18 protein-coding genes and 1 tRNA gene are annotated in these 24,741 nt (G+C 53.7%); 4 read left to right on the forward strand and 15 right to left on the reverse strand.

Going from position 1 to position 24,741, the window contains the following annotated elements; genetic code table 11:
- Window positions 1-92: 92 nt before the first annotated feature.
- Window positions 93-168, forward strand: a tRNA-Thr gene (locus tag L975_RS07355).
- Between the two features lie 166 nt (window positions 169-334).
- Here L975_RS07355 and L975_RS18105 read toward each other — a convergent pair.
- From L975_RS18105 to L975_RS07395, 9 genes are all read right to left on the reverse strand, one after another.
- The gene (locus L975_RS18105; protein WP_255359264.1) at window positions 335-622 is read right to left on the reverse strand and encodes a GIY-YIG nuclease family protein; all 288 of its coding nucleotides are present in this window, start codon (window positions 620-622) and stop codon (window positions 335-337) included.
- A 315-nt stretch (window positions 623-937) separates the two neighbouring features.
- Window positions 938-2,317: a putrescine-ornithine antiporter gene (gene potE / locus L975_RS07365; protein WP_081995635.1), complete on the reverse strand. Its 1,380-nt coding sequence runs from the start codon at window positions 2,315-2,317 to the stop codon at window positions 938-940.
- Window positions 2,318-2,463: 146 nt separating this feature from the next.
- On the reverse strand, window positions 2,464-4,626 hold the full coding sequence (gene speF / locus L975_RS07370; RefSeq protein WP_010864583.1) for an ornithine decarboxylase SpeF: 2,163 nt from the start codon (window positions 4,624-4,626) through the stop codon (window positions 2,464-2,466).
- A gap of 601 nt (window positions 4,627-5,227) precedes the next feature.
- Window positions 5,228-5,329, reverse strand: a complete 102-nt coding sequence (speFL, locus tag L975_RS18730) for a leader peptide SpeFL (RefSeq protein ID WP_071596488.1) — start codon at window positions 5,327-5,329, stop codon at window positions 5,228-5,230.
- A 340-nt stretch (window positions 5,330-5,669) separates the two neighbouring features.
- A complete protein-coding gene (locus L975_RS07375; protein ID WP_010864584.1) occupies window positions 5,670-7,274 on the reverse strand; it encodes an ABC transporter substrate-binding protein in 1,605 nt (534 codons plus the stop codon).
- A gap of 199 nt (window positions 7,275-7,473) precedes the next feature.
- Window positions 7,474-10,596: an efflux RND transporter permease subunit gene (locus L975_RS07380; RefSeq protein WP_047707972.1), complete on the reverse strand. Its 3,123-nt coding sequence runs from the start codon at window positions 10,594-10,596 to the stop codon at window positions 7,474-7,476.
- Window positions 10,593-11,696, reverse strand: coding sequence for an efflux RND transporter periplasmic adaptor subunit (locus L975_RS07385; RefSeq protein ID WP_052181335.1), 1,104 nt, complete (start codon window positions 11,694-11,696; stop codon window positions 10,593-10,595). The genes L975_RS07380 and L975_RS07385 overlap by 4 nt, the downstream gene beginning before the upstream one ends.
- 106 nt (window positions 11,697-11,802) lie before the next feature.
- Window positions 11,803-12,309 (reverse strand): GNAT family N-acetyltransferase, encoded by a 507-nt coding sequence (locus L975_RS07390; RefSeq protein WP_010864587.1) that lies wholly within the window; start codon window positions 12,307-12,309, stop codon window positions 11,803-11,805.
- Window positions 12,303-12,824 carry an SCP2 domain-containing protein gene (locus L975_RS07395; RefSeq protein ID WP_039045858.1) on the reverse strand — a complete coding sequence of 174 codons (522 nt, stop codon included), beginning with the start codon at window positions 12,822-12,824 and terminating at the stop codon, window positions 12,303-12,305. Before L975_RS07395 ends, L975_RS07390 begins: the two co-directional genes overlap by 7 nt.
- 306 nt (window positions 12,825-13,130) lie before the next feature.
- Between L975_RS07395 and L975_RS07400 the strand changes: the two genes are divergently transcribed.
- The 3 genes from L975_RS07400 (at window position 13,131) to L975_RS07410 (ending at window position 17,159) form a co-directional block, all read left to right on the forward strand.
- Entirely contained in the window at window positions 13,131-15,164 is a 2,034-nt protein-coding gene (locus tag L975_RS07400; RefSeq protein ID WP_010864589.1) for a bifunctional diguanylate cyclase/phosphodiesterase, read from the forward strand.
- Window positions 15,165-15,270: 106 nt separating this feature from the next.
- Window positions 15,271-16,266: a peptidase U32 family protein gene (locus L975_RS07405; RefSeq protein WP_010864590.1), complete on the forward strand. Its 996-nt coding sequence runs from the start codon at window positions 15,271-15,273 to the stop codon at window positions 16,264-16,266.
- A gap of 14 nt (window positions 16,267-16,280) precedes the next feature.
- Window positions 16,281-17,159: a U32 family peptidase gene (locus L975_RS07410; protein ID WP_010864591.1), complete on the forward strand. Its 879-nt coding sequence runs from the start codon at window positions 16,281-16,283 to the stop codon at window positions 17,157-17,159.
- A gap of 149 nt (window positions 17,160-17,308) precedes the next feature.
- Here the strand turns inward: L975_RS07410 and L975_RS07415 are convergent, their stop codons facing one another.
- The 6 genes from L975_RS07415 to rbfA all read right to left on the reverse strand — a co-directional run bounded on the left by L975_RS07415 (window position 17,309) and on the right by rbfA (window position 24,712).
- Window positions 17,309-19,237, reverse strand: coding sequence for a DEAD/DEAH family ATP-dependent RNA helicase (locus tag L975_RS07415; RefSeq protein WP_047707974.1), 1,929 nt, complete (start codon window positions 19,235-19,237; stop codon window positions 17,309-17,311).
- Between the two features lie 156 nt (window positions 19,238-19,393).
- Window positions 19,394-20,272 (reverse strand): lipoprotein NlpI, encoded by an 879-nt coding sequence (gene nlpI, locus L975_RS07420; RefSeq protein WP_010864593.1) that lies wholly within the window; start codon window positions 20,270-20,272, stop codon window positions 19,394-19,396.
- Between the two features lie 101 nt (window positions 20,273-20,373).
- Window positions 20,374-22,488, reverse strand: a complete 2,115-nt coding sequence (gene pnp, locus L975_RS07425) for a polyribonucleotide nucleotidyltransferase (protein WP_010864594.1) — start codon at window positions 22,486-22,488, stop codon at window positions 20,374-20,376.
- 448 nt (window positions 22,489-22,936) lie between these two features.
- Window positions 22,937-23,206: a 30S ribosomal protein S15 gene (gene rpsO / locus L975_RS07430; RefSeq protein WP_010864595.1), complete on the reverse strand. Its 270-nt coding sequence runs from the start codon at window positions 23,204-23,206 to the stop codon at window positions 22,937-22,939.
- Window positions 23,207-23,366: 160 nt separating this feature from the next.
- Window positions 23,367-24,302: a tRNA pseudouridine(55) synthase TruB gene (truB, locus tag L975_RS07435; protein ID WP_039045856.1), complete on the reverse strand. Its 936-nt coding sequence runs from the start codon at window positions 24,300-24,302 to the stop codon at window positions 23,367-23,369.
- Window positions 24,302-24,712 carry a 30S ribosome-binding factor RbfA gene (rbfA, locus tag L975_RS07440; RefSeq protein WP_010864597.1) on the reverse strand — a complete coding sequence of 137 codons (411 nt, stop codon included), beginning with the start codon at window positions 24,710-24,712 and terminating at the stop codon, window positions 24,302-24,304. The genes truB and rbfA overlap by 1 nt, the downstream gene beginning before the upstream one ends.
- Between the last annotated feature and the right edge of the window lie 29 nt (window positions 24,713-24,741).

The raw sequence follows: 24,741 nt of genomic DNA on the forward strand, positions 1-24,741 counted from the left end.
CCCGGATAGCTCAGTCGGTAGAGCAGGGGATTGAAAATCCCCGTGTCCGTGGTTCGATTCCGCGTCCGGGCACCACAGAATTTAAGATTTACGCTGGCTTAGCTCAGTAGGTAGAGCAACTGACTTGTAATCAGTAGGTCATCAGTTCGATTCCGATAGCCAGCACCATATAAGAAAGCCTCCGAATTTTCGGAGGCTTTTTTGTTATTGGCGTTATGAGCTTACCCATTTTCCTTTCTCATCTTGTTATCCCTCGTAATCCTTCGCCGCTTCTGTTCTGCTTTTTTCGTTACATCCCTTACACACGACTCCGCCCCTCAACACCGCTGCAGCTTCAAGTAGAAAGGGTATACTCCGATTCAAGCTGCGCCTGTAACTCGGCAAATAGCGTTGGCGAGTTAATCAACGCCTCTTTGCGAGCTTTACGCCAGCGCTTAAGGCGATACTCCAGTTTTAGCGCCACACTGCGCGCACCCACTTGCTGCTGCCACACTAGCGTCAACGGGCCTTTGCCACGCAAAGCGCGCGCCCCTTTGCCATTCACATGCTGGCTAAAGCGGCGCCCCACATCGGTACTGATGCCGGTATATAACCGCCCATCGGCCATCCGCACCATATACAGCCACCAGCAAGACTCCGCAGGCGGAGCCTCAACCGGCGCGCTCCCCGCAGTTAGCGGGTCAGAATCATCAGGGCAAGGCGACAGGGAATATTCAAAGGATGACACAGCGTTTCTCTTATCCAGCTTAAGTATATGAGGGAGCTGCTGAGCATTGTGGCAAAAGACGACCATTGGCGCACACAATAAAAAAGACCTGCATAAAACAGCAGGCATAAAAAAACAGGAGCCGCCGCGAAGCGTGCTCCTGTCCAAACCCGCCGCACCTGGAGAAAATAGGCAGGGCGAAATCGTGTATTGAATCTTGCTGTCGCGCGGTTACGCGGAAGTCACCGCACCGCTATTTTGCGCTGATGCATCGCTATCGGTGTTGCTCGTTGCCATCTCGATAGCCGGCTGAATCTCGAAACGATCAGCGATAAAGCCATACAGAGTCCAACCGAAGAAAGTGGCAATCGCCCCCCACATCATCGCCAGCTCACCGGATCCATACAGCGCATAGAAGCTGTAGATCGCACCGATGAAGGCAATAACGTTGGCAAAGCGCGCCTTAGAAGCGGGGATTTTCGCCAAACGCTGCATGATAAATACCGCCGCCATCGACAGGATATACGGGATCAGGTTGGTCACTACCGCCAAGTTTACCAAGATCTCAAACTGCTTGATCAGCGATGGACTGATGGTCATCAGCGCCAAACCGGTTTGGATCACGGTCAGCAAGATCATGCCCTTAACTGGCGCATCGGCCTTGGTGACTTTGGAGAACAGTTTCGGGAAGTAGCCTTGGTCTGCAGAACTCTTGAACACTTGCGCGATGGTGAACTGCCAGCCCAACAGAGAACCAACACAAGCCAGCACCGCCAGTGCAGTTACAATCTTACCGACCATTGGGTTAAACATGTACGAGAAAGCCAGACCGAACGGCGCTGAAGAAGCCGCTAAATCAGCGTTTGGCAGCATACCGGCAATCACGTTAGTAGAAATGATATAGATAACTGCAGCCGCCAAGGTACCGCCCATCACCGCGATCGGCACGTTTTTCTCTGGGTTTTCTACCGCATCGGAGTTAGCACAGGCAGATTCTAGACCCAAGAACGCCCACAAGGTCATGGAGATAGACGCACCCACCGCTTCGAAGAATGGCTTATCGTGTGGGTTCCACGCCGCAGTATAGGTACTGCCGTTAAACCAGAACCAACCGATTACTGACACACCCACGACTGGGATGATCACGCCCCACACGGTAACACCACTGATTCGACCGGTGATTTTCGCGCCGCCAAAGTTAGCCACTGTAGAGATCCACAGCACCGCGATAGTCGCAATACAGATCCCGACCGGGCTTAAGGTCACGCCAAACAACTCAGTACCGTAGCCCACCGCGGTGATAGCAATCGCCACGTTAGCAATCAGCAACGACACCGCATAGGTGTAGTTCGCCATGAAGTTACCAGACTTACCGAAGGCATACTCGGCATAGCCGCCCATACCGCCACTTTTACGGCTCAGCATCCCGCACTTGGCAAAGGCGAACGCCAACGCCATCGAACCACAAGCGGTTACCAGCCATGACAGAATCGAAATGGTACCAACCTGTGCCAATTTGGCCGGCAGCATAATAATGCCCGAACCCATCATGTTCACAGCGGTCAGGATGGTTAATTGCACCACCCCCATCTTATTATTTTGTTTGCTCATAATACTGACTCTCAGGTAATACCCCACCAAGGCAACAGCACACGCCATTGCCGAGGTAGGATTTGAAGAGTGAAGATTCTGAAGGGATTACCGGTCTGTGCCGGTAATCCGTGCACCTTACTTAGTACATCTCCCCTGACGACGGCTTACTGTTTCATTACATAGCCGTACGCACGTTTAGTACCGTCGTCCTCTTCTTGGATGTAGACACCTTGCAGTTCAGGCGAGAAGCCTGGCAGCAGGTTGATGCCCTCTTCGAGCGCCAGGAAGTAACGCTGTACCGCACCACCCCACACTTCGCCTGGAACAACACACAGAACTCCAGGTGGATATGGCAGTGCACCTTCCGCCGCGATACGGCCTTCGGCCTTGCAAAGCGGAACCAGCTCCACGTTACCGCGGATAAACTCAATGTTGGCATCCTGCGGGTTCATTACCGCTTTCGGGAAGTGAGCTTGACGGAACATCTCTTTTTGCAGCTGTTTCACATCATAGCTGACGTACAGGTTATGCATCTCCTGACACAGTTGACGAATAGTATAACCGCGATAACGAGCCTCGTTACTCCGATACACATTCGGCAACACTTCACTTAATGGAGCATCTTCTGCTACGTAGCGTTCAAAACGTGCAATTTGTGCGATAAGGTGTTGCAACTTAGCCATATCTTCTGCTGGAGTCAGCAAGAAGAGAATGGAGTTCAAGTCACACTTCTCTGGAATGATGCCGTTTTCACGCAGGAAGTTCGCCAAAATGGTAGCTGGGATACCAAATTCAGTATATTCCCCCGTTGCAGCATCAATACCCGGCGTTGTAAGCATAAACTTACAAGGGTCCACAAAGTATTGATGTTCTTGATAGCCTTCAAAGCCATGCCACTTCTCACTCGGCACAAAATTGAAGAAGCGCAGATCATTAGCCATCACCTCGGTATCGTGATCCTGCCATTTACGGCCATCCACGGTAACCGGTACGAACGGTTTGATCATGCTGCAGGTTTCCAGCAGCAATTTACGCGCTTCGATACCATTTTTAACGCATTCCATCCACAGACGACGACCGCTTTCGCCTTCGTGCATCTTAGCGTTCACATCCAGCGCCGCAAACAGAGGATAGAACGGGCTGGTAGAAGCGTGCATCATGAAGGCATTGTTAAAGCGTTTGTGGTTGCAATAACGGTCTTGGCCCTTGATGTGGCTGTCTTTTTTGTGAATTTGTGAGGTCTGAGAGAAGCCAGCTTGTTGCTTGTGCACAGACTGGGTCACGATGATGCCCGGGTCGTTTTCGTTCAGATCCAGCAGCAGCGGTGAACAGTCTTTCATCATTGGGATGAACTGCTCGTAACCTACCCATGCAGAGTCAAACAGGATGTAGTCACACAGGTGACCAATCTTATCAACCACTTGACGAGCGTTATAGATAGTACCGTCGTAAGTACCCAGCTGAATGATGGCTAAACGGAACGGACGTTTGGCCTCGGCTTTTTCTGGCGCTACTTTGCGGATTTCATCACGCAGGTATTTTTCGCTAAAGCAGTGTGCGTCGATACCACCGATGAAACCAAATGGGTTACGGGCTGTTTCCAGATATACAGGGGTCGCACCGGCTTGCAACAGCGCACCGTGGTGGTTGGATTTGTGGTTGTTACGGTCAAACAGCACCAAGTCACCACGAGCCAGCAGCGCGTTAGTGGCTACCTTATTGGATGCAGAAGTCCCGTTCAGAACGAAGTAGGTTTTATCCGCGTTATACACTTTGGCGGCGTGTTTTTGCGCGTCGCATGGTGCACCTTCGTGGATCAGCAGGTCACCCAGTTTCACGTCGGCGTTACACATATCCGCACGGAACAGCGTTTCACCGAAGAACTCGAAGAATTGACGACCGGCAGGATGCTTACGGAAGAATTGACCACCTTGGTGACCCGGGCAAGCGAAGGTTGAGTTACCCATTTCCACATATTGCTTCAAGGTATTGAAGAATGGTGGCAGCAGGTTCTCTTCATAACGCTGCGCCGCAGACTCCAGTTGCTTACCGTAGAAGTCAGTATTCTCACCACACAGCTCGAACACCCCGGTCAGCTGTGGCAGCACCTCAGCAGACAGCTCTTCTTCACAGCACACCGCTGCAAAAGTCGGGATAGACAGGCCGGTCGCGTGGATTTTAGCCAGAATACCGTCATGGATGTCTTGAACAGAAACTACGATGGCCGCGATATCAGAGAAATCGGTGGTATGAACATTCGTAATTTCACGTTCCGTGTCGAAACAGGATAACACACTGTCACTGGCAGCTATTTTTAAAGTTTTCATGGCAACATTATCTCTATTTATTAAAAATGACATTGTTAAATTTAGGGTATGACGCAGCATGTTCGGTAAATAACATCTACCAAATAATCGTTACGGATATATTCCGATTATTGTTTACCGAGCCACGCGGTATTACGTTGCGATGTAGTCTTATTTTTGGCGTAAGAAATCCCGCAGCAATAAATTTATTTATTACCGGACTGGTTTCAGCATGAAATTTTTACGCACTGTACTACAAACGCAATTAAACGTATGTCTTTTTAAAAGGCCAACTCCATAAACACCCCTTTATGGAACTACTTTTAATATCAACTAAAATTTAATTTTACGTATTATGTACACAGGCAGCAGATCACCGTGCGGATGAACCTATTTGTGCTGTATAAATTGTGTTATCAACGACAAGCCACTTCAGTTGTGATGCGACACCCAGCCCGAAGCAACGCGTTCAGGAGGTTAGTCTTAGGACAGACTGGCAGTCTGACCGGCATACACTGAGAGTAACTTTACTCCGGGCGAAAATGTCACGTTGACCTTTCCATGCCGGGTAATAGACGATGACACACCACAAACAGGCAGCAGCCACCGGATGAAGGCAGGATTATCTATAGTAGAAGAAAGCAAAAGAAAAATAGCTACGGTAGATAGGCATCATCAGATGTCTGGTCCGCCGAATATGTTTCATTATTGACAAGCCTTTCATTTCCAATCTCCCTTGCCATATTTGGCTATCTTCTTCTGGAAATAATATCTATAAATAATGGTGTATTGCATGAGGAATATATTACGCCTCGCAGTTGCAATTAACATGACACAGATCATCTTTCAAAATCAAGCCTAATTGATTTTGTATTACATGTGATTGCAGTCACGAATTGCGTATAGTGATTCACGAAGCCATTTATAATCAATAAGATAGCTGACACTTCATGGCGCGGATATTTATATATCGCAAAGCTAACACATACATGGAAATAGTTTTGTTATTAAATTAATCGTTGGAGGTAAAGAATATAACTTTACCTCCAAATTAATACAATTATTTAACCTTCGGTCAAATACAAATTTTTACTTAACACTATGCCTCGCGGACTGATTTGCGGTAGCCCTTGCAAGGTGGCACTGACTAACCGTGTTTTAGTGTCATGGAATACCGGCACCAACGGTGTTGACTTGAGTAACAGCTCTTCGGCGCGGCGATACAGCACACCACGCTGATCGGCATCTGCCGATTGCGCCTGATCCAAGATCAAATCAAACTCTTTGTTGCAATATCCGCTAAGGTTCGACGGGTTATAGCAGCGAAAATCATTCAACAGCGCAGAGGGCTCGTTGTAGTCGCCATAAATATAGGTGCCGACCACATCATAGTGATTGGTATAGCGGCTGGCGCGAAACGCCGGATCGGTCAAACGATTCATCTCGACCTTCACCCCAATCACCTTCCACATTGAGGCCACCGTGTTGGCTAAACGCTCCTGCTCATCGTCATCACGATATGACAGGGCAATTTGCAGTGGTTTTTCAGCGCTAAAACCGGCCGCTTCCAGCAACTTGCGCGCCTGATCTTGGCGCATACGCAGCGGCTCACTGGCAAACTCCGCCGTCACCGGCAGGTATTGCGGTACATTATCAGGGATCACGGTATAGGCCGGTTTCACCAACTGTCCGCTTAAGGTATCGGTGATCAGCTCACGGTTAACCGCCATCGACAGCGCTTGGCGAATATTGTTATCCACCAGCGGCGGACGGCGGTTGTTCAAACTGAACTGGTACAGCCCGAGCAAGTTAAACGCTCGCAGCGACTCCGGCACACTGTTCTGAATACGGCGATACTGACTGCCCGGCACATTGTCCGTCATGTGCAGGTTACCCTGCTCGATACGCGGAATATCGCTCTGGGCAAAACGCTGCGGCAAGTACACCACTTTGGCCAGCACCGTATGGGCGTTGTCCCAGTAGTGGGCATTTTTCATCAGCTGTAACTGCTTACCGACCGTCCACTCTTCCAGCATGAAAGCGCCGTTACTGACCAGCGGCCCAGCCGGATAGGCAATGCCTTGCTGCACCAGATGCGATGGCGCAGGCATAAACGATGGCAGTGAGAGCATCGACATAAAAAACGGCATCGGCTTATCAAAGGTCACTTGCAGCACCTTCGGCTCCAGTGCCGAGACCCCCAGTTTTTCTGGATTCAGTTTGCCTTTACCAATCAGCTCGGCATTGGCGACTCCGGCCTCGGCCAGATAATTGCGGTTACTGATGCGCAGCTTCGGGTTCACCGCCCGTTGCCAGCCCAAGACAAAATCCTGCGCCAAAACCGGTTGCCCATCCGACCAACGCGCGGCATCACGCAGCCAGAAGGTGATCGATTTACCATCCGCAGAAGCTTCCCAACGCTCAGCCTGTGCCGGGATAATGGTGCCGTTATCGTCTTCTTGCACCAGTCCTTCAAACAGATCCGACAGTACCGCCTGAGTGGCAAAATCCGCATCTACCGTATTGGGATCTAACTGCTGCGGATCTTGGCCGTTTGCCCGCACCAACACCTGCTCACTGGCCAACGGCATCCCCAACGGCACTTCCGCCGCCTGGGTACATAACGACAGCGCCAACAGGCCCCATCCCCAACCACTCTTTCCCTGCATGACCACACTCCCCCCTGAAAAACCCTATTTTAAGAAGCGACCAGAGGTTAAGCGCCCGTAATTGCTCTGTTTTGGAGCTGCCTTACACATTCTTGCAACGTGTGCAGCCGCACGCTGGCCAATAAAAAAGCCTGCTCGGAAAAGCAGGCTTTTTATCTCTCCAACTCAGCATCGCGTCAGTGGCGAGTTTTGAGCGCGGTTAAGGCTGTCGCCCTTTTTCACCGGCCAATTCGGCCAGCTCATCATCGGCCAACGCCTGCTCCAAACGGCGCGAAGCATCATCCGGTGAGCCGGTGCGCCGCGCCAGTAACGCGTACATAGCCGGTACGATATACAGCGTCAGCACCAACGCGATCGCCATCCCGAACACCACCACAATACCGATCGCCTGTCGCCCTTCGGCGCCTGCGCCAAAGGCGAAGATGAGCGGGATCCCGCCAATAATCGCGGTCAGCGCCGTCATCATGATCGGGCGGAAACGGGTTTCCGCCGCATTCAAAATCGCCTCGGCAAAGCTTTGGCCAGCATCACGTAGCTGATTGGTAAACTCCACCAGCAAGATCCCGTTTTTGGTCACCAGTCCCACCAGCATGATCATGCCAAGCTGGCTGTAGATATTGAGCGACATCCCAGTAACCCACAGGCCAAACAGGCCACCGGCTACCCCTAGCGGTACGGTCAGCATCACCACCAACGGGTGGACAAAACTTTCAAATTGCGCCGCCAGCAGCAGATAAACCACCACCATCGCCATCCCGAAAGCAAACAGGATATTGCCCTGATTGGTGCGGTACTCCAGCGACTCGCCCTTGTAGTCAACAATCGCTTGTGCCGGTAACAAGGTGCGCGCCTGCGTATCGAGGAAATCCAGTGCTTGCCCTAAGTCATACCCCGGTGCCAAGTTAGCGGACAAGGTGATCGACTTATTACGGTTGTAGTGATAGTAGGTGGAGGCCGAAGCCTTCTCCTGACCATTAATCAACGTCGATACCGACACCAGCTGCCCGTTTTTGGCACGTAGATAAATCTGCGCCAAGTCTTCCGCACCACGGAAGTTTTGCTTCAGGCCGCGCAGATAAACATCGTACTCTTCGCCGTCTTTGGCGAAGGTGGTGACATCACTGCCGCCGAGTACGGTTTGCAAGGTGCTGGCAATATCCGCCACCGGGATCCCCAGCTGGTTGGCCAGCGCACGATCCACATCCAGCATCAACTCCGGCGTGGTTTCGCGGTAATCGATATCGATATCAGTCAGCCCTGGGTTTTCACGGGCAGCTTTGAGCAGAGTGTCCATCCACTGTTTGAGCTGCTCGTAATCTGGGCCACCCAACACAAACTGCACCGGGTTATCAGAACTGCCACGCAAGCTGGATGGCAAAATCGGTACAATCCGCATCCCCGGTAAATCGGCCGTCGCTTTGGCAATAAAGCCGACTAAATCGGAGGCTTTCTGACTACGCTCTTCCCACGGTTTTAAGGTGATCATCGCCATACCGGAGTTCACCGCGCCACCAAACCCAGGGGTTCGCACCGTGATATTCTCCGCCACACCTTGCTTTAACAGCGGCTGCAAACGACGCTCCAGCTCCAGCATGTTACGCTGCATCAGCTCTGGGCCAGCCCCTTCGGCAGCGCGGGTCATGATAAAGATGCTACCGCGGTCTTCTTTTGGCGTCAGCGCCTGCGGGATCTGCTGATACAGCAGATAGCTCGCACCGAGCAGCGCCACCAGCACCAATGGAGCCCACAGAGGCCGACGCTGAGTCACTTGCAGCGAACGACGATACAGCGCCGCAGCCGTGGTCACCAGATTGCCAAAGGCGCGTGTCAGGCGGTTTTGCGGCATTTCAGAGCGCAACAAGCGCGCGCACATCATCGGCGTTAAGGTCAGTGCTATCACACTGGAAAACACCACTGCGGCACTGAGCAGCATGGCAAATTCCGCGAAAATACGTCCCACAGTGCCGGTTAAAAACAGCACCGGCACAAACACCGCCACCAGCACCGCGGTGGTGGCGACCACGGCAAAGCCGACCTCACGGGTACCATGCCAGGCCGCCGCCAGCGGCGAGCGCCCCATTTCCAGATGGCGGTGCACGTTTTCCAGCACCACAATCGCATCATCCACCACCAGCCCGATGGCCAACACCAGCGCCATCAAGGTGATCAGGTTGATGGAAAAACCGAACACCAAGGCGGAGATAAAAGCCGCCACTAACGACACCGGCACCGTAATCGTCGGGATCAAGGTGGCGCGCGGACTGCCCAAGAACAGATAAATCGTCAGTACCACCAGGCCGGCGGTGATCGCCAAGGTGTTGTACACCTCATCAATGGCGCTTTCGATGAACTGAGCACTTTCATAACCGATGCTGATCGACACCCCTTGTGGCAGGTTCTGACGCAGGTTATCCAGCTCAGCCTTCACACGATGAGTCACATCCACGGTGTTGGACTGCGACTGGCGCACGATGCCCAGCCCCACCACGTTTTCACCATTGGCGCGGTACAAAGAATCGTTATCGCGCGCGCCCTCTTCGAGGGTCGCCACATCGCCCAGATAGACTGGCTCGCCGTCAGTGCTACGCACCACGATGCGCGAGAAATCTTCAGCGGAGTTAAAGCTGCGGGTGATCCGCGCCGACATTTGCAAATCGGCGGTACGCAGCTCACCGGCAGGTTGTTCGACGTTCTCTTTACGCAGGGCGCTGTTGATATCCGCCACGGTCACTCCGCGCGCCGCCATCGCCGCCGGATCAAGACGAATATTCATCACCAGCGAGCGGTAGCCGGACATGTTCACTGAGCTCACGCCATCAATCAGCAGCAGACGCTTTTCCAGCACCTCGGTGGCATAGCGCGACAACGCGACGGGGTCTAGCGTCGAGCCCGCTAGCGTGATCCACATGATCACATCGTCATTGTTACCGGACTTGGACACCACCGGTGGATCGGCATCGTCCGGCAGCTTACGCGTGGCGCGCGATACCGCTTCACGCACGTCGTTGGCAGCGGAGTCCAGATCGCGGTCAGCGTCAAATTCAACATTGATGCTAGAACGGCCATAGCGCGAGCTCGACTGAATCGAGCTCAAGCCAGACAGCCCAGAAAGCTGGTCTTCGAGCACCTTGGTGACCTGACTTTCCATCACCGCCGCCGAGGTGCCGCTGTAAGAGGTACTGATGGAGATCACCGGCTTTTCGGTCTCCGGCATCTCGCGCACTTCCAAGCGCTGGAAAGACACCAAACCAAACACCAGCATCAGCAAACTGATCACCACCGCCAGTACCGGACGGCGTAATGATACGTCGGCCAAAATCATGGCAGCACCTTCCCGCTGGTATCCTTACTGGCCGCAGCCGGCGCCGATACGGCGGCCTTGGCACCCGTCATCGGTAATGCCTGAACCGCCACGCCCGGACGCAGTTTGACCGTACCGTCGACCACCAACTGATCACCGGCGCGTAAACCGTCGGCTACGGCAACTTGGTCATCGTAAATGCGCTCAATGCGAATCGGCTTTTGTACTGCTTTCCCGTCTTCCACCACAAACACATAGCGCTGCTCACCTTGGAACAGCAACGCCCGCGATGGGATCAGCGGCAATTTGCGGGTATCTAATTGCAACTCGGCTTTCACTAACATGCCCGGGCGCAATAAATGCTGTGGGTTTTCAAACCGGATCCGCACCTTGCCGTTCAGGGTAATGTTATCCAAACGAATATCTTTGTGTGCTACCACGCCAGAGAACACCTCTCCCGGCAGCGCATCGGTGGTGGCCGAAACCGGCGAGCCAATGCTGAGCTGAGATAAGAACTTCTCCGGCACACTGATATCCAGCGTCATCTGCGACAGGTCATCCAGTGAAGTAATGGCGGTATCTTTTTTGATCAACTGCCCCGGCGTCAGGGTATACAGGCCAACCTCACCGCTAAACGGCGCCACAATGCGGTAGTTATCCACGGTAGCCTGCGCCGAAGCGACTTTAGCCTTGGCGATCGCCACCGCCGCGCGCTGCGATTCCAGCTCAGTGTTCGATACCGCTTTCACCTTGGCCAAACGTGACAGCTCCTGCAGCTTACGCTCAGCATCGGTGGCCGTGGCACGCGCTTCGGCTAACGCCGCCTGCGCCTGTGCATCATCGAGCTGCAACAACACCTGACCTTGCTGTACCGGGCCACTTTGCGGCATGTTCACTCGGACTAGATTGGCTTCCACCTGAGACTGCAAGGTGATCCCTTGGCGGGCAATCAGGCTGCCGACCAGGGGCAATTTACGGCTCAGCACCGCCTCTTCCACCGGTTGGACGCCCACACTTACGGCCTTCACGGCCTGCGCATCAGGTTTCCCCTGCGCCAGCGCCGTACTGCTTAGCCAGCCCAGCATCAGGGCCACACTGCAACGAACAACGATACCTGTCATGAATTGAAGATCTCAGAGCACACAAAAAGAAATAGAGGTGACAGTCTAACGCCTGTCACCTCTATTTTGTGTCAAGTTATGTAAACCTTGTGCAAATAAAATCGTGCTACAAGTGGCTAAACGGCTCCGCATAATTGACCGCCTGCACCGGCGCTTGTGGCGCTTGGAAACTGTCCAGTTTCAGCAGTTGGAAAGCACTTTGATACTCTGACCACGGGCAAGGCGCGACATCCGCACTGACCGGCGCAAAACCAAAGCGCGCGTAATAGCGTGGGTCACCCAGCACGACCGCCGCCGCATAACCAAACTCATTCAGGCTATTCAGCCCTTCTTGCACCAGCGCTTGGCCAATGCCTTGCCCCTGATAGGCCGGATCCACGGCCAGTGGTGCCAATGCCACCCACTGGTAATCGTTGCCATCTAACAGCAGCGGGCTAAACGCCAAATAGCCAATGCACTGACCTTCGTCATCCACCGCCACCAGCGACAACGTCAACTGGCCGGCTTCACGCAGCGCCTGAACCAGCTCGGCTTCCGCCGGAGAAGGAAAAGCGCGGTTAAGTAACTGAGCGACCGGTTGGGCATCCACCGGAATTTCAACGCGAATCAGCATGATGTTATCGCCTGAGTGTTCGCAGCCGGCTGAGCAGCCAGCCCTTTTTGAATAAACTGCGCCAGCTGTTGCAACAGCGCCTGTAACGGTTTTGGCATCTGCTCCATATCCAAAGCATCGAGCAGGTTTTTCACATACAGCCCAAGTTCGGTGTCACCCTCAATGGTCAACCGACGCTGGAAAAACAGCGTATCGGGATCTTCCACACGGGCCGCAATCAGGATCAGCTCATTGGTGTTACCACGGAAAATCACATCCGGTTGAGCCTGCTTGGCCACCACCAACTGCGCATTTTGCACACTGACAAACCAGCTCAGGTTCAGATCCGGCACCTCGACTTGCAACCAGCGATGCTGCAGAAAATCCAGCTCGCCATCTTCCATCGCCTGACGGAACATCCAGCCCAGCAGTTGCTCCAGCGCCTGCTTTTGTACCCCAAACGGGACCCACTGCAGCGGCATGCGCAAAAAGCGCGGGGCCTCTTTAACCAGTCGTGCCTGTAATTGCGTCAGCACCTTGAACCTCTCTCCTCGCGTGAACTCGACTGGCCGTCAGCCAGTATCGTATCTTTTTAAACCAATCTCCGAGTGTATCCCAGCCAACGCTTCGGGATAACGGCCTGCGTCAAGAAAGTTGAAGTTTCGCAGCATGTCACGATATTGGCATTTATGCCCTTCCCTATTGACGGTTCACATATTAATTTATTCGCGAAAATGCCGCTAAGTAATAAATAAGACAAAAAACTATAAACGTGACACCCGGCTAGAGAACCACTTTTTTGATGATTGCCGCCAAAGCTTGGCACTTGGGGATGATTTTACATGCTGCTTTCAACGTTGACGGCGGAACTCGCCCAGCTAACCCAGTACAGCTCGTTCATGTTTGCTGTATTCGATGCCAATTTGCGCCTGCAGATGGCCAATGAGCAGTTTTACCGCACCCTAGGCCTGACGCCTGATGGCCAACTGCAAAAACCGCTAGCGCGCCTGTTACCGCGCGAACTGTACCAATCCATGCATCCGTATCTGGTGCGGGCGGCGACCGGGGCCACCGTACAAGGCGAAGTGATGCTGCAAGCCGCACTGCCAAACAGCTACCATTTTTGCATCACGCCGGTACTCGGCCAACAGACGCACAACGAAGGCCAGCTGTGTGGCTATCTGTTCCAAGGGGCGGATGTCACCGAAAAGCACCAGTTACTCGATAGTCTGCAAGAAACGCAGCGCTACTGCCAAAATCTGATCTCCATGCTGGATGACGGGTTTTGCATTCTGGAAGATGGCATTATTGTCTCTGCCAACGAGTCCACTGCGCGCATTCTTGGCGTTACCAATTCTCAGCAATTGCTCGGTAAGCCATTGCAGGAGTTTTTGCGCGACCCGCACTCTGGCAACATCCCTGAGCAGCTGCACCAGCAGCTGAGCCACTGTCAGCAACATATTCTGAATACCGCGCCCGCGGTGGGCCAGCGTAAACGCATCAGCTTGCAATCGATGCCAATCACCGCAATGGGAAATCCGGCGCAAATGGTGATTATGCGTAGCGACAATCGTCTGCCGGACGACCTGCAACAGCGCGATCCGCTGACCGGCCTGCTCAATCGCCACAGCACCTTGCGCCAGCTGCAAAGCATGATCCGCGCCAATATCCCGCTATCGATGCTGTATCTGGATCTGGATAACTTCAAAAATATCAATGATTCGTTAGGCCACCATGTCGGTGACAAGGTGCTGGTCGAAATCGCCTCGCGTCTGCGCAGTCATCTGCCCGAAAACGCCATTTTGGGCTATTTTGGTGGTGATGAGTTCGGCATCATCCTCCCGAACACCAGCCAAGATGCGGCCAAACAGTATGGCCACAGCCTGATCCGCGCGATTAAAAACCCACTCGATCTGCAACAGGTGCGCAAACAGCTCTCCTGCTCAATTGGCTGCGTGGTCTTCCCCGGTGATGGCCACGAAGCGCACCATCTGCTGCAGCACGCCGATACCGCCATGTATGATGCCAAAGCGCAAGGACGTAACCGGCTGGCCTGCTACCAACCGCAGATGAATCGCGAAGCGCGCTTACGCCTGTGGCTAGAAGTGGAGCTGCAAAAAGCGCTGAGCAAAAGCGAGCTGGATGTCTATTTCCAACCGAAAGTGAATACCCGCGATTTTCGCCTGATTGGTATGGAAGCGTTAGTACGCTGGAAGCATCCCACCGAAGGCTTTATCAGCCCCGCGCGCTTTATTCCGGTCGCGGAAAAAGCCGGCCTGATTGACTGGCTCGGCCGCGTAGTAATGGAAAAAGTGTTTGCCACCGTGCAGCGCTGGCTCAAGCAAGGGCTCAACCCCGGTCAGGTGTCGATCAACTTATCACCGCAGCAATTTGCCAACCCAGGTCTGCTCAACGAAGTGCTGGCGTTACAACAGCACTACCAGATCCCGCCTGGGCGCATCATTTTAGAGATCACCGAAAACGCGGTGATGACCGATCAAGAGCACGCCGCGCGGTTACTGCAAGAGCTACGCGCCCAAGGCTTTGTGCTGTCGATTGATGATTTTGGTACCGGATATTCCTCACTCTCCTATCTGGCCAATTTCCCGTTTGATGAGCTGAAAATCGACCGCAGTTTTATCCTCGATATTCTGCATAATCCCAAACAAGTGGCGATTGTCGAGAGCATCATCAATCTGGGCAAATCGCTCAATATGCACGTGATCATGGAAGGGGTGGAAACTCACGAAGAGGCCACTTTGATTGCCGGTCTAAACTGCGATGGCATTCAGGGCTACCACTTCTTCAAACCAATGCCGGTCAAGGAGATCGAGCAACTGCTGCGTCCCAGCATGAAGACGGCGGCCAGCGGTTAACCGAACGGAAAAATGCGCGTGCTTACTGCGGCATATCAACATTATGCGCGGATAAAGCACGTAATATCGCGTTTTTACTCCGTTAGATTCAACAGGATAACGCAATATGGAATTGCTTTGCCCCGCAGGTAACCTGCCTGCTCTCAAAGCGGCAGTCGATAACGGCGCAGATGCGGTATATATCGGCTTCAAGGATGACACCAATGCCCGGCACTTTGCCGGTCTCAACTTTACCGAACGCAAGCTGGATGAAGCGGTGAGCTACATCCGCCGCCACCAGCGCAAGCTGCATGTGGCCATCAACACCTTTGCCCATCCTGACGGCTTTGCGCGCTGGCAGCGCGCAGTCGACATGGCGGCGCAAATGGGTGCCGACGCCCTGATCTTGGCCGATTTAGCGATGCTGGACTATGCTGCGCGCCGCTATCCGCACATTGAGCGCCATGTCTCCGTGCAAGCCTCGGCCACCAACAGCGAAGCGATCCGCTTCTACCAACAAGAATTTGATGTCGCCCGCGTGGTACTGCCGCGCGTGCTCTCTATCCATCAGGTTAAACAGCTGGCGCGCAGCAGCAGCGTGCCGCTCGAAGTGTTTGCCTTTGGCAGCCTGTGCATCATGGCCGAAGGGCGTTGCTATCTGTCGTCCTACCTCACCGGCGAATCGCCAAATACCGTGGGTGCCTGTTCACCGGCTCGCTTTGTGCGCTGGCAACAAACCGAGCAGGGCCTCGAGTGCCGGCTGAACGACGTGCTGATCGACCGCTACGCCGATCACGAGCATGCCGGTTATCCGACCCTATGCAAAGGCCGCTACCAAAGTGAAGGCGCACCGTTCCATGCCTTGGAAGAGCCGACCAGCTTAAATACACTCGATCTGCTGCCGGAGCTGTTTGCCGCCAACATTGCGTCTGTGAAAATTGAAGGTCGCCAACGCAGCCCGGCGTATGTCAGCCAGATCACCAAAGTGTGGCGTCAGGCAATTGACCGCTATCAAGCCGATCCGAGCAACTTCCGCCCAGAGCCGGCGTGGATGCAAGCGCTCGACGCCGTCTCGGAAGGTCGCCAAACGACCCTCGGCGCGTATCACCGCAAATGGCAGTAAAGGAGAGCCGACCGATGAAATATGCCTTAGGCCCTGTGTTGTACTTCTGGCCCAAAGCTCAAATGGAAGCCTTTTATCAGGCAGCCAGTCAGTCGGATGCCGACATCATTTATCTGGGCGAAACTGTCTGCAGCAAGCGGCGCGAACTGAAATTCGCTGATTGGCTGGAGCTGGCGCGTATGCTGTCGGCCACCGGCAAAGAAGTGGTGCTCTCCACCATGGCGCTGCTGGAAGCCCCTTCCGAAATCACCCAACTGCGGCGCCTAGTCGACAATGGCGAGTTTCGTATCGAAGCCAATGATCTGGCTGGGGTCACACTGGCTGCCGAACGGCAACTGCCCTTTGTGGCCGGTCCTGCGCTCAATTGCTATAACGCCCATACCTTGAAAATATTGCAGCAAAAAGGGATGCAGCGTTGGTGCATGCCGGTAGAGCTGTCACGCGATTGGCTGTGCAACTTACTGACCCAATGTGACGAGCTCGGGATCCGCGATAAATTCGAGGTGGAAGTGTTCAGCTATGGCTATCTGCCGCTGGCTTACTCGGCACGCTGCTTTACTGCGCGCGCGGAGAATTTGCCAAAAGATGAATGCGCCACCTGCTGCATCAATTACCCGAATGGCCGCCAGATCTACTCACAAGAGCAACAAAAAGTCTTTACCCTGAACGGGATCCAGACCCAAAGCGGCTACTGCTACAACCTCGGTAATGAACTGCAAGCGATGCACGGACTGGTCGACAGTGTCCGCCTCTCGCCACTGGGGCTAGATACCTTGGACATGCTGCGCCGTTTTCGCGCCAATGAACAAGGTCGTCAACCGCTGGCCTTAGCGCAAGCCCAGGAGTGCAACGGCTACTGGAAAGCCTTAGCCGGTTTAGTGCTGCAAGAATAAACGTAGCTCACTGCACTTGCCGCCTGATCGCCACTGACATTGTGATCTGATACTAGGCATAAAAAAAGCCCGTCACAGTGACGGGCTTTTTTATTTCTCGAACCTTACGGCGCTAGCCTTAGCGATGCATCGCTTAGACTGAGCAGCACTTAGTCTTGGCTGCGCTCGCGACGCTCACGACGCTCGCCGCTGTGGCTACGCTCACCGCTACGACGCTCACCGTTGCCAAAGCTACCGCGTGGACGGTCACCGCCTTCACGACGTGGACGATCACTGCCTTCACGGCGTGGACGATCACCACCTTCACGACGCGGACGATCACCGCCTTCGCGACGTGGACGATCACCACCTTCACGACGCTCTGAGCGTGGTGAAGCTTCACCCACCAGTTGCATACGGATTGGTTTGTTCAGAATGCGCGTACGGGTAAAGTGATCCAGCATGTCAGACGGCATACCACGTGGCAGTTCCACAGTAGAGTGGCTGTCAAACAGCTTGATGTTACCGATGTAACGGCTGCTCAGATCGCCTTCGTTGGCAATCGCGCCCACGATATGACGAACTTCCACGCCATCATCACGACCCACTTCCAGACGGTAAACGTCCATTGGGCCCACATCACGACGCTCACGACGCTCTGGACGATCGCCATCACGACGTGGACGGTCATCACGACGACCATCACGGCTGTCACGACGGTCACGACCACCGCGCTCATCACGGTCACGGAATTCACGACGTGGACGACGCTCAATCACTGGGTCCGCAGGCAGGATCAGTTTACGATCGCCTTGCGCCATCATCAGCAGCGCAGCCGCCAGATCCGCTGGATCTTGCTCTTCGCCCATCAGACCATTCAGCAGCTCACGGTAAGCAGCCAGATCGTGGTTTTCCAGTTGCAGCGCAATCTTAGACTTGAACTGCTCGATGCGGCGTTGTGCCAGCAGCGCGTTAGTCGGCAGATCCACTTCTGGAATGCTCACGTTCATGGTGCGCTCAACATTACGCAGCAGACGACGCTCACGCGGCTCGACGAACAGCAGCGCACGACCGCTACGGCCCGCACGACCAGTACGACCGATACGGTGTACGTATGACTCGGCATCCAATGGAATGTCATAGTTTACAACCAGGCTGATACGCTCAACGTCCAGACCACGCGCCGCAACGTCAGTCGCAATCAGGATATCCAGACGACCGTTACGCAGGCGCTCCAGCGTTTGCTCACGCAGTGGCTGAGTCATGTCGCCGTTCAGCGCAGCACAGCTGTAGCCGTTACGCTCCAGCACTTCTGCCACATCCAGCGTTGCAGTACGAGTACGCACGAAGATGATAGCAGCATCAAAATCTTCCGCTTCCAGGAAACGTACCAGTGCATCATTTTTGCTCATGCCATACACAGTCCAGTAGTTCTGGGCAATGTTTGGCGTGGTGCGCACGGCAGCCTGAATCTTCACTTCTTGCGGATCACGCATGAAGCGGCGGGTAATACGACGGATTGGATCCGGCATAGTCGCGGAGAACAGCGCGGTCTGATGATCTTCCGGCAGTTCAGCCATAATGGTTTCAACGTCTTCGATGAAGCCCATGCGCAGCATTTCGTCTGCTTCGTCCAGAACCAGACCTTTCAGACCGGACAGATCCAGCGTACCACGCTTGATGTGATCCAGCAGACGACCTGGTGTACCTACCACAACCTGTGGGCCCTGACGCAGAGCACGCAGCTGGATGTCATAACGCTGGCCACCGTACAGGGCCAGAACACGCAGACCGCTCATGTGCTTGGAAAAATCACCGAATGCCTCGGATACCTGCACGGCCAGCTCACGAGTAGGAGCCAGAACCAGTACCTGAGGACGGGCTACTTCAGGCTGAATACGGGTTAACATCGGCAACGCAAAGGCCGCTGTTTTGCCGCTACCGGTTTGTGCCATGCCCAGAACATCACGGCCTTCCAGCAGGTGAGGGATACACGCAGCCTGAATTGGCGACGGTTTTTCATAGCCCATGCTCTCGATGGCGGTGAGGATCGGGGTCGGCAAACCCAGTTCAGCAAAAGTAGTCTCTAATTCAGCCATGACGTAGTCTCAATATAAAAAACGGGCGCCAGTCTACCTGAATTGGCGAGAAAATGCGCGAAGATTTTCAGCCAAAAATGTGAACTGACGCAATCACAATGACAAGACGAGCTTTGCCATTACCGGACGGTAATGGCAAAAACTCATAAATTTTAATTAGTTGGCTTCTGACGTGTCGCCTTGTCCCAGCAGGGACAGTTCCAGCATGGCATAACGGTGTTCGACAAAGTTATGCACATTATTGGCCATCGTCAGTTTAAAAAGGGATACCGCACCATCGACATCCCCCTTGCTTAGATAGCGTTTGCCCAAGTAGAAGTAAGCTTCACTTAGGTGCTCTGCCAGAGACGTGTTATCGGTGGAGTTATCCTGCAAACGACGCATAAATTCGGCTTCGGACATATCACCCAAGTACAGGGCAACGATGTTCCAGCCGACATTATCACGGCTTGCGGCGTTGTAACGCTGCCGCAGCGCCTTGAGCGCCTCATCCTTGTTCAACTCGCTTTCCGTCAAGTATAACCATAGCACCCGATACGGATCATCAGGATCATCTTGATAGAAATTGAGCAGATCTTCTTGGGCCAGCTTATAGCGGCCACCGTAGTACAAGGCTATACCCCGGTTTAACAGGGCATAGCGATATTCAGGATCCAATTCCAGCACTGAATCGAACGCCTCATAGGCGGCATCATACTGGCCTGACTGGGTAAAATATACCCCCAGGTAGTTGAAAACCTCTGGCATATCCTGACGCAAGGCCAGAGCCTGAGTGAAATCATTACGTGCCAGCGCCTGCAGACCGAGGCTGTCATACAACACGCCCCGCTCATACAGCAACTGAGCGCGTTCTCCATCACTAAGCGCCCGACTGGAGAGAATCTGCTCCATCCGGGCCAGCATGACTTCCTGTTGCAGGCTGGGTTGCAATGGTATTGCCAGTACGGCACTCTGACGCCAGTCATAGCTTGTGCTGCTACATCCGGTCAGCAACACCACCATTACACCGCATACCCAGCGCGAGAATGGGTTCATTTCCAACTCCTGACCGCAAAAATCGGGGAGGCATCCGGCCCCCCGATGCTTTTACGAGATTGGCCTGTGCGATCTTGGCCGCAACGCGTCATCAAGCGGTATTATTCAGCCGCAGGTTGTTGCTCTGCGCCTTCAGAAGCCATCGCTTCTTTGATGCTCAGACGGATACGACCTTGACGGTCTACTTCCAGTACTTTCACGCGCACTTCCTGACCCAGTTGCAGGTAGTCAGAAACTTTCTCTACACGCTTATCGGTAATCTGAGAGATGTGTACCAGACCTTCTTTAGTACCCACCACAGAGACAAACGCACCGAAGTCAACAATACGGGTAACTTTACCAGTATAAATGCGATTGACTTCAACATCAGCAGTAATTTGCTCAATGCGCTCAATTGCTTTCTTCGCGGCATCGCCGTCAGCAGAGGCAATCTTGATAGTACCGTCATCTTCGATTTCGATGGTGGTACCAGTTTCTTCGGTCAGCGCACGGATCACCGCACCACCTTTACCGATCACGTCCTTGATCTTCTCAGGATTGATCTTGATGGTGTGGATACGTGGCGCGAACTCGGAGATATCGTTACGTGGAGTATGGATCGCTTCTTCCATCACGTTCAGGATGTGCATACGCGCACCCTTCGCTTGGTTCAGCGCGATCTGCATGATCTCACGGGTGATACCTTCGATCTTGATATCCATCTGCAGCGCAGTCACACCAGTACGGGTACCGGCTACTTTAAAGTCCATGTCGCCCAGGTGGTCTTCGTCACCCAGAATGTCAGACAGAACTACAAAACGCTCGCCTTCTTTCACCAGCCCCATAGCGATACCCGCTACAGAGGCCTTCACTGGTACGCCCGCATCCATCAGTGCCAGAGAAGCACCGCACACGGAAGCCATGGAAGAAGAACCATTGGATTCAGTGATTTCAGATACCACACGTACAGTGTACGGGAATTCCGCTGCGCTTGGCATTACCGCTGCCACACCACGCTTCGCCAGACGGCCGTGGCCGATTTCACGACGCTTCGGTGAACCCATCATACCGGTTTCACCCACAGAGTATGGTGGGAAGTTGTAGTGCAGCAAGAAGCGATCGGTACGCTCACCGGTCAGCTCATCGATAGTCTGAGCATCACGCTCAGTACCCAGAGTCGCGGTTACCAGCGCCTGAGTTTCACCACGGGTGAACAGCGCAGAGCCGTGAGTACGTGGCAGCACGCCAGTACGGACGTCCAGTGCACGCACCATGTCTGGTTCACGACCATCGATACGCGGCGCACCGCTCAGGATGTTGTCACGTACCACACGGTACTCCAGCTCGCCCAGCAGATCGCTGATTTCGCCTTCGTCCAGTGATTCGTCTTCCGCCAGCAGCGCAGCAGTCACGTCAGCTTTGATCGCTGCCACTTGCTCGTAACGTACTTGCTTTTCTTTGATGTGGTACGCTTCGGTGATACGGGCCGCTGCCAGTTCCGCGATGCGAGACTGCAGGGTTTCGTTCACTGGCTCTGCGCTCCATTCCCACTTAGGAATGTTGGCTTCAGCAGCAAACGCTTTAATGTTCTCAATCACAACTTGTTGCTGATCGTGGCCAAATACCACCGCACCCAGCATCTGATCTTCGGTCAGGATATCCGCTTCGGACTCAACCATCAGAACGGCGTTTTCAGTACCGGCAACCACCAGATCCAGACGGCTTTCAGCCAGCTCTGCAGTCGTTGGGTTCAGTACATACTGATCATTGATGTAACCGACACGGGCAGCACCAATTGGACCATTGAATGGAATACCAGACAGGGTCAGCGCAGCAGAAGCACCGATCATCGCCACGATATCCGGGCTAACTTGTGGGTTCACAGACACCACAGTCGCCACAACTTGTACCTCGTTCAGGAAACCTTCCGGGAACAGAGGACGGATTGGACGGTCAATCAGACGTGCAGTCAGGGTTTCGCCTTCAGACGGACGGCCTTCACGCTTGAAGAAACCACCTGGAATACGACCCGCAGCGTAAGTACGCTCTTGGTAGTTTACAGTCAGTGGGAAGAAGTCTTGACCTGGTTTGGTCTCTTTTTTACCCACAACGGTAACGAAAACGCAGGTATCATCCATGCTAGCCATCACGGCTGCAGTGGCCTGGCGACCCATAACACCGGTTTCCAGTGTCACGGTATGCTGACCATACTTAAATTTACGTACGATAGGATTCACGTGTTTATCCTTCCAATAAATATCGACTGTCTAATGCGCTTCTGAGTATATCGAATAACCACTCATTACGCTTAGCCCTATCACCGTAATTGTTGAAAATACCCGCATTCTCGCGACTAACGGCAAACCACTGTCGACCAGTAACTTCCCGTTAGCCGCGCGAACTCATGCGTTGTATTGTCGTGCTCCGTTCAAGGAGCCATCACGGTGTGTGTATCAGACTCTCACTTCACTGACTATTCTGTCATATTTTTATGGTTACATGACATGTGTAATTTCACGTTGCCGATCATCACGACAGTGAATACTCACGCGCGTGCATACATTATTCAATGTGGCCATCGCGGTGAGATCGCGGCATACACGAACTATGCCCAGAGTAGTTGGCGAGAGTAAGGCTGATAGAAGAAAGGGGCCATGCGGCCCCTTTCCTGAATCTCGCCAATAATTAGCGACGCAGACCCAGACGTGCAATCAGAGCAGTGTAACGCTCAGCATTTTTACGCTTCAGGTAGTCCAGCAGCTTACGACGCTGGGAAACCATGCGCAGCAGACCGCGACGACCGTGGTGGTCTTTTTTGTGCTCAGCAAAGTGACCTTGCAGGTGGTTGATCTGAGCAGTCAGCAGGGCTACCTGAACTTCGGTAGAACCAGTATCTTTCTCATCACGGCCAAATTCAGCAACGATTTTTGCAACAGCTTCAGTGCTTAGAGACATTGTGCGCTCCTAAAAGCATTAAGTTCATAAAACGCGGCGCCGATCTCTAATTCAGCACCGCAATAAGACTCGGCATTCTAACGGTAGCCGCCCGGCAAAGCAAGATAACACCGCCGGTGGACGGCGAATATTTCTCCGCCCACTGCCCGCTGCGCAATGCTTACAGCACCATCATCCGACGCGGAGCCACGCGGCCCTGATCATCGATTTCGCCGAGGCCAAAAAAGACCTGCTCATCACCTTCGGTCATGCGTACCAGACCCGACGCTGGCGCGCCACTGACCTGTACCGCCTGCCCCAGCTTGGCATAACCGGCAACCACTGACGGCATGTTCACTTGTGGCAGATGTTGCACCGCGGTGTCGGCCGGTAACAGCAGTGGGTCTAACTCGATGCTCGGTGAAATGTCTTCCGCGCGCGCTTTTTCCAGCAAGGCTTCCACCTGCTCCAATGTCACCATACGCTCCATCGGATAGGTGGCAACAGCCAGACGGCGCAGGTAAATCACATGCGCGCCACAGCCTAAACGCTCACCCAGATCATCGACGATAGTGCGAATGTAGGTGCCTTTTGAGCAGTGAACTTCCAGCTCAACTTCATCACCTTCAAAGCGGATCAGCGTCAGCTCATACACAGTAATCGGACGCGACTCGCGCGGCACTTCAATGCCTTGACGGGCATATTCGTACAGCGGCTTGCCTTCGTATTTCAGCGCCGAATACATGGACGGGATCTGCTGCAGATCGCCACGAAAATGGGTCAAGGCTTCATCCAGTTGCTCTGCGGTGACCTGCACCGGACGCTCTTGGATCACTTCACCATCCGAGTCGGAGGTATCGGTACGCTGACCGAGTTTCGCAATCACGCGATAGCGCTTGTCAGAATCCAGCAGATACTGGGAAAACTTGGTCGCCTCACCTAGGCAAATCGGCAGCATGCCGGTCGCCAATGGATCCAGCGCACCGGTATGCCCTGCCTTGTTGGCGTTGTACAGACGTTTTACTTTCTGCAGCGCATCGTTCGAGGTGATGCCTTGAGGTTTATCCAGCAACAAAATGCCGTGTACATCACGACCGCGGCGGCGTGGACGAGACATCAGGCCTTCTCCTCGCTGTTGTCGCTATCGTCGGCGGCATTTTGCTGGCGCGCCTGATCATCACGGATCACGCTGCTCACCAGATTAGACATACGCATGCCTTCGGTCAGCGAGCGGTCATATTCAAAGCGCAGCTCCGGCACAATGCGCAGACGCATCGCTTTACCTACCAGAGTACGGATATAACCGGTTGATTCACGCAGTGATTTCAGACCGCTATCGATAGCATCTTGATCATCAAACAGGAAGGTAACAAAGATCTTGGCATACGCCAGATCGCGGGACACTTCCACACCGGATACGGTCACCATACCGATCTGCGGGTTCTTCACCTCACGTTGCAGAATCACGGCGATCTCTTTTTGCAGCTCTTGCGCCACGCGCTTACTGCGGCTGAACTCTTTTGCCATGGTACTATCCTCCAAGACAGATTGGGGGG

This window comes from Plesiomonas sp. ZOR0011 (assembly GCF_000800945.1).
Classification (GTDB): Bacteria; Pseudomonadota; Gammaproteobacteria; order Enterobacterales; family CAMTGL01; genus Plesiomonas; species Plesiomonas shigelloides.

Excerpts from the sequence above, each read along its gene's own strand:
- potE (WP_081995635.1), bottom strand. The coding sequence starts at position 2,317 with ATGAGCAAACAAAATAATAAGATGGGGGTGGTGCAATTAACCATCCTG.
- speF (WP_010864583.1), bottom strand. The coding sequence starts at position 4,626 with ATGAAAACTTTAAAAATAGCTGCCAGTGACAGTGTGTTATCCTGTTTC.
- speFL (WP_071596488.1), bottom strand. The coding sequence starts at position 5,329 with ATGAAAGGCTTGTCAATAATGAAACATATTCGGCGGACCAGACATCTG.
- L975_RS07375 (WP_010864584.1), bottom strand. The coding sequence starts at position 7,274 with ATGCAGGGAAAGAGTGGTTGGGGATGGGGCCTGTTGGCGCTGTCGTTA.
- L975_RS07380 (WP_047707972.1), bottom strand. The coding sequence starts at position 10,596 with ATGATTTTGGCCGACGTATCATTACGCCGTCCGGTACTGGCGGTGGTG.
- L975_RS07385 (WP_052181335.1), bottom strand. The coding sequence starts at position 11,696 with ATGACAGGTATCGTTGTTCGTTGCAGTGTGGCCCTGATGCTGGGCTGG.
- L975_RS07390 (WP_010864587.1), bottom strand. The coding sequence starts at position 12,309 with ATGCTGATTCGCGTTGAAATTCCGGTGGATGCCCAACCGGTCGCTCAG.
- L975_RS07400 (WP_010864589.1), top strand. The coding sequence starts at position 13,131 with ATGCTGCTTTCAACGTTGACGGCGGAACTCGCCCAGCTAACCCAGTAC.
- L975_RS07405 (WP_010864590.1), top strand. The coding sequence starts at position 15,271 with ATGGAATTGCTTTGCCCCGCAGGTAACCTGCCTGCTCTCAAAGCGGCA.
- L975_RS07410 (WP_010864591.1), top strand. The coding sequence starts at position 16,281 with ATGAAATATGCCTTAGGCCCTGTGTTGTACTTCTGGCCCAAAGCTCAA.
- L975_RS07415 (WP_047707974.1), bottom strand. The coding sequence starts at position 19,237 with ATGGCTGAATTAGAGACTACTTTTGCTGAACTGGGTTTGCCGACCCCG.
- nlpI (WP_010864593.1), bottom strand. The coding sequence starts at position 20,272 with ATGAACCCATTCTCGCGCTGGGTATGCGGTGTAATGGTGGTGTTGCTG.
- rpsO (WP_010864595.1), bottom strand. The coding sequence starts at position 23,206 with ATGTCTCTAAGCACTGAAGCTGTTGCAAAAATCGTTGCTGAATTTGGC.
- truB (WP_039045856.1), bottom strand. The coding sequence starts at position 24,302 with ATGTCTCGTCCACGCCGCCGCGGTCGTGATGTACACGGCATTTTGTTG.
- rbfA (WP_010864597.1), bottom strand. The coding sequence starts at position 24,712 with ATGGCAAAAGAGTTCAGCCGCAGTAAGCGCGTGGCGCAAGAGCTGCAA.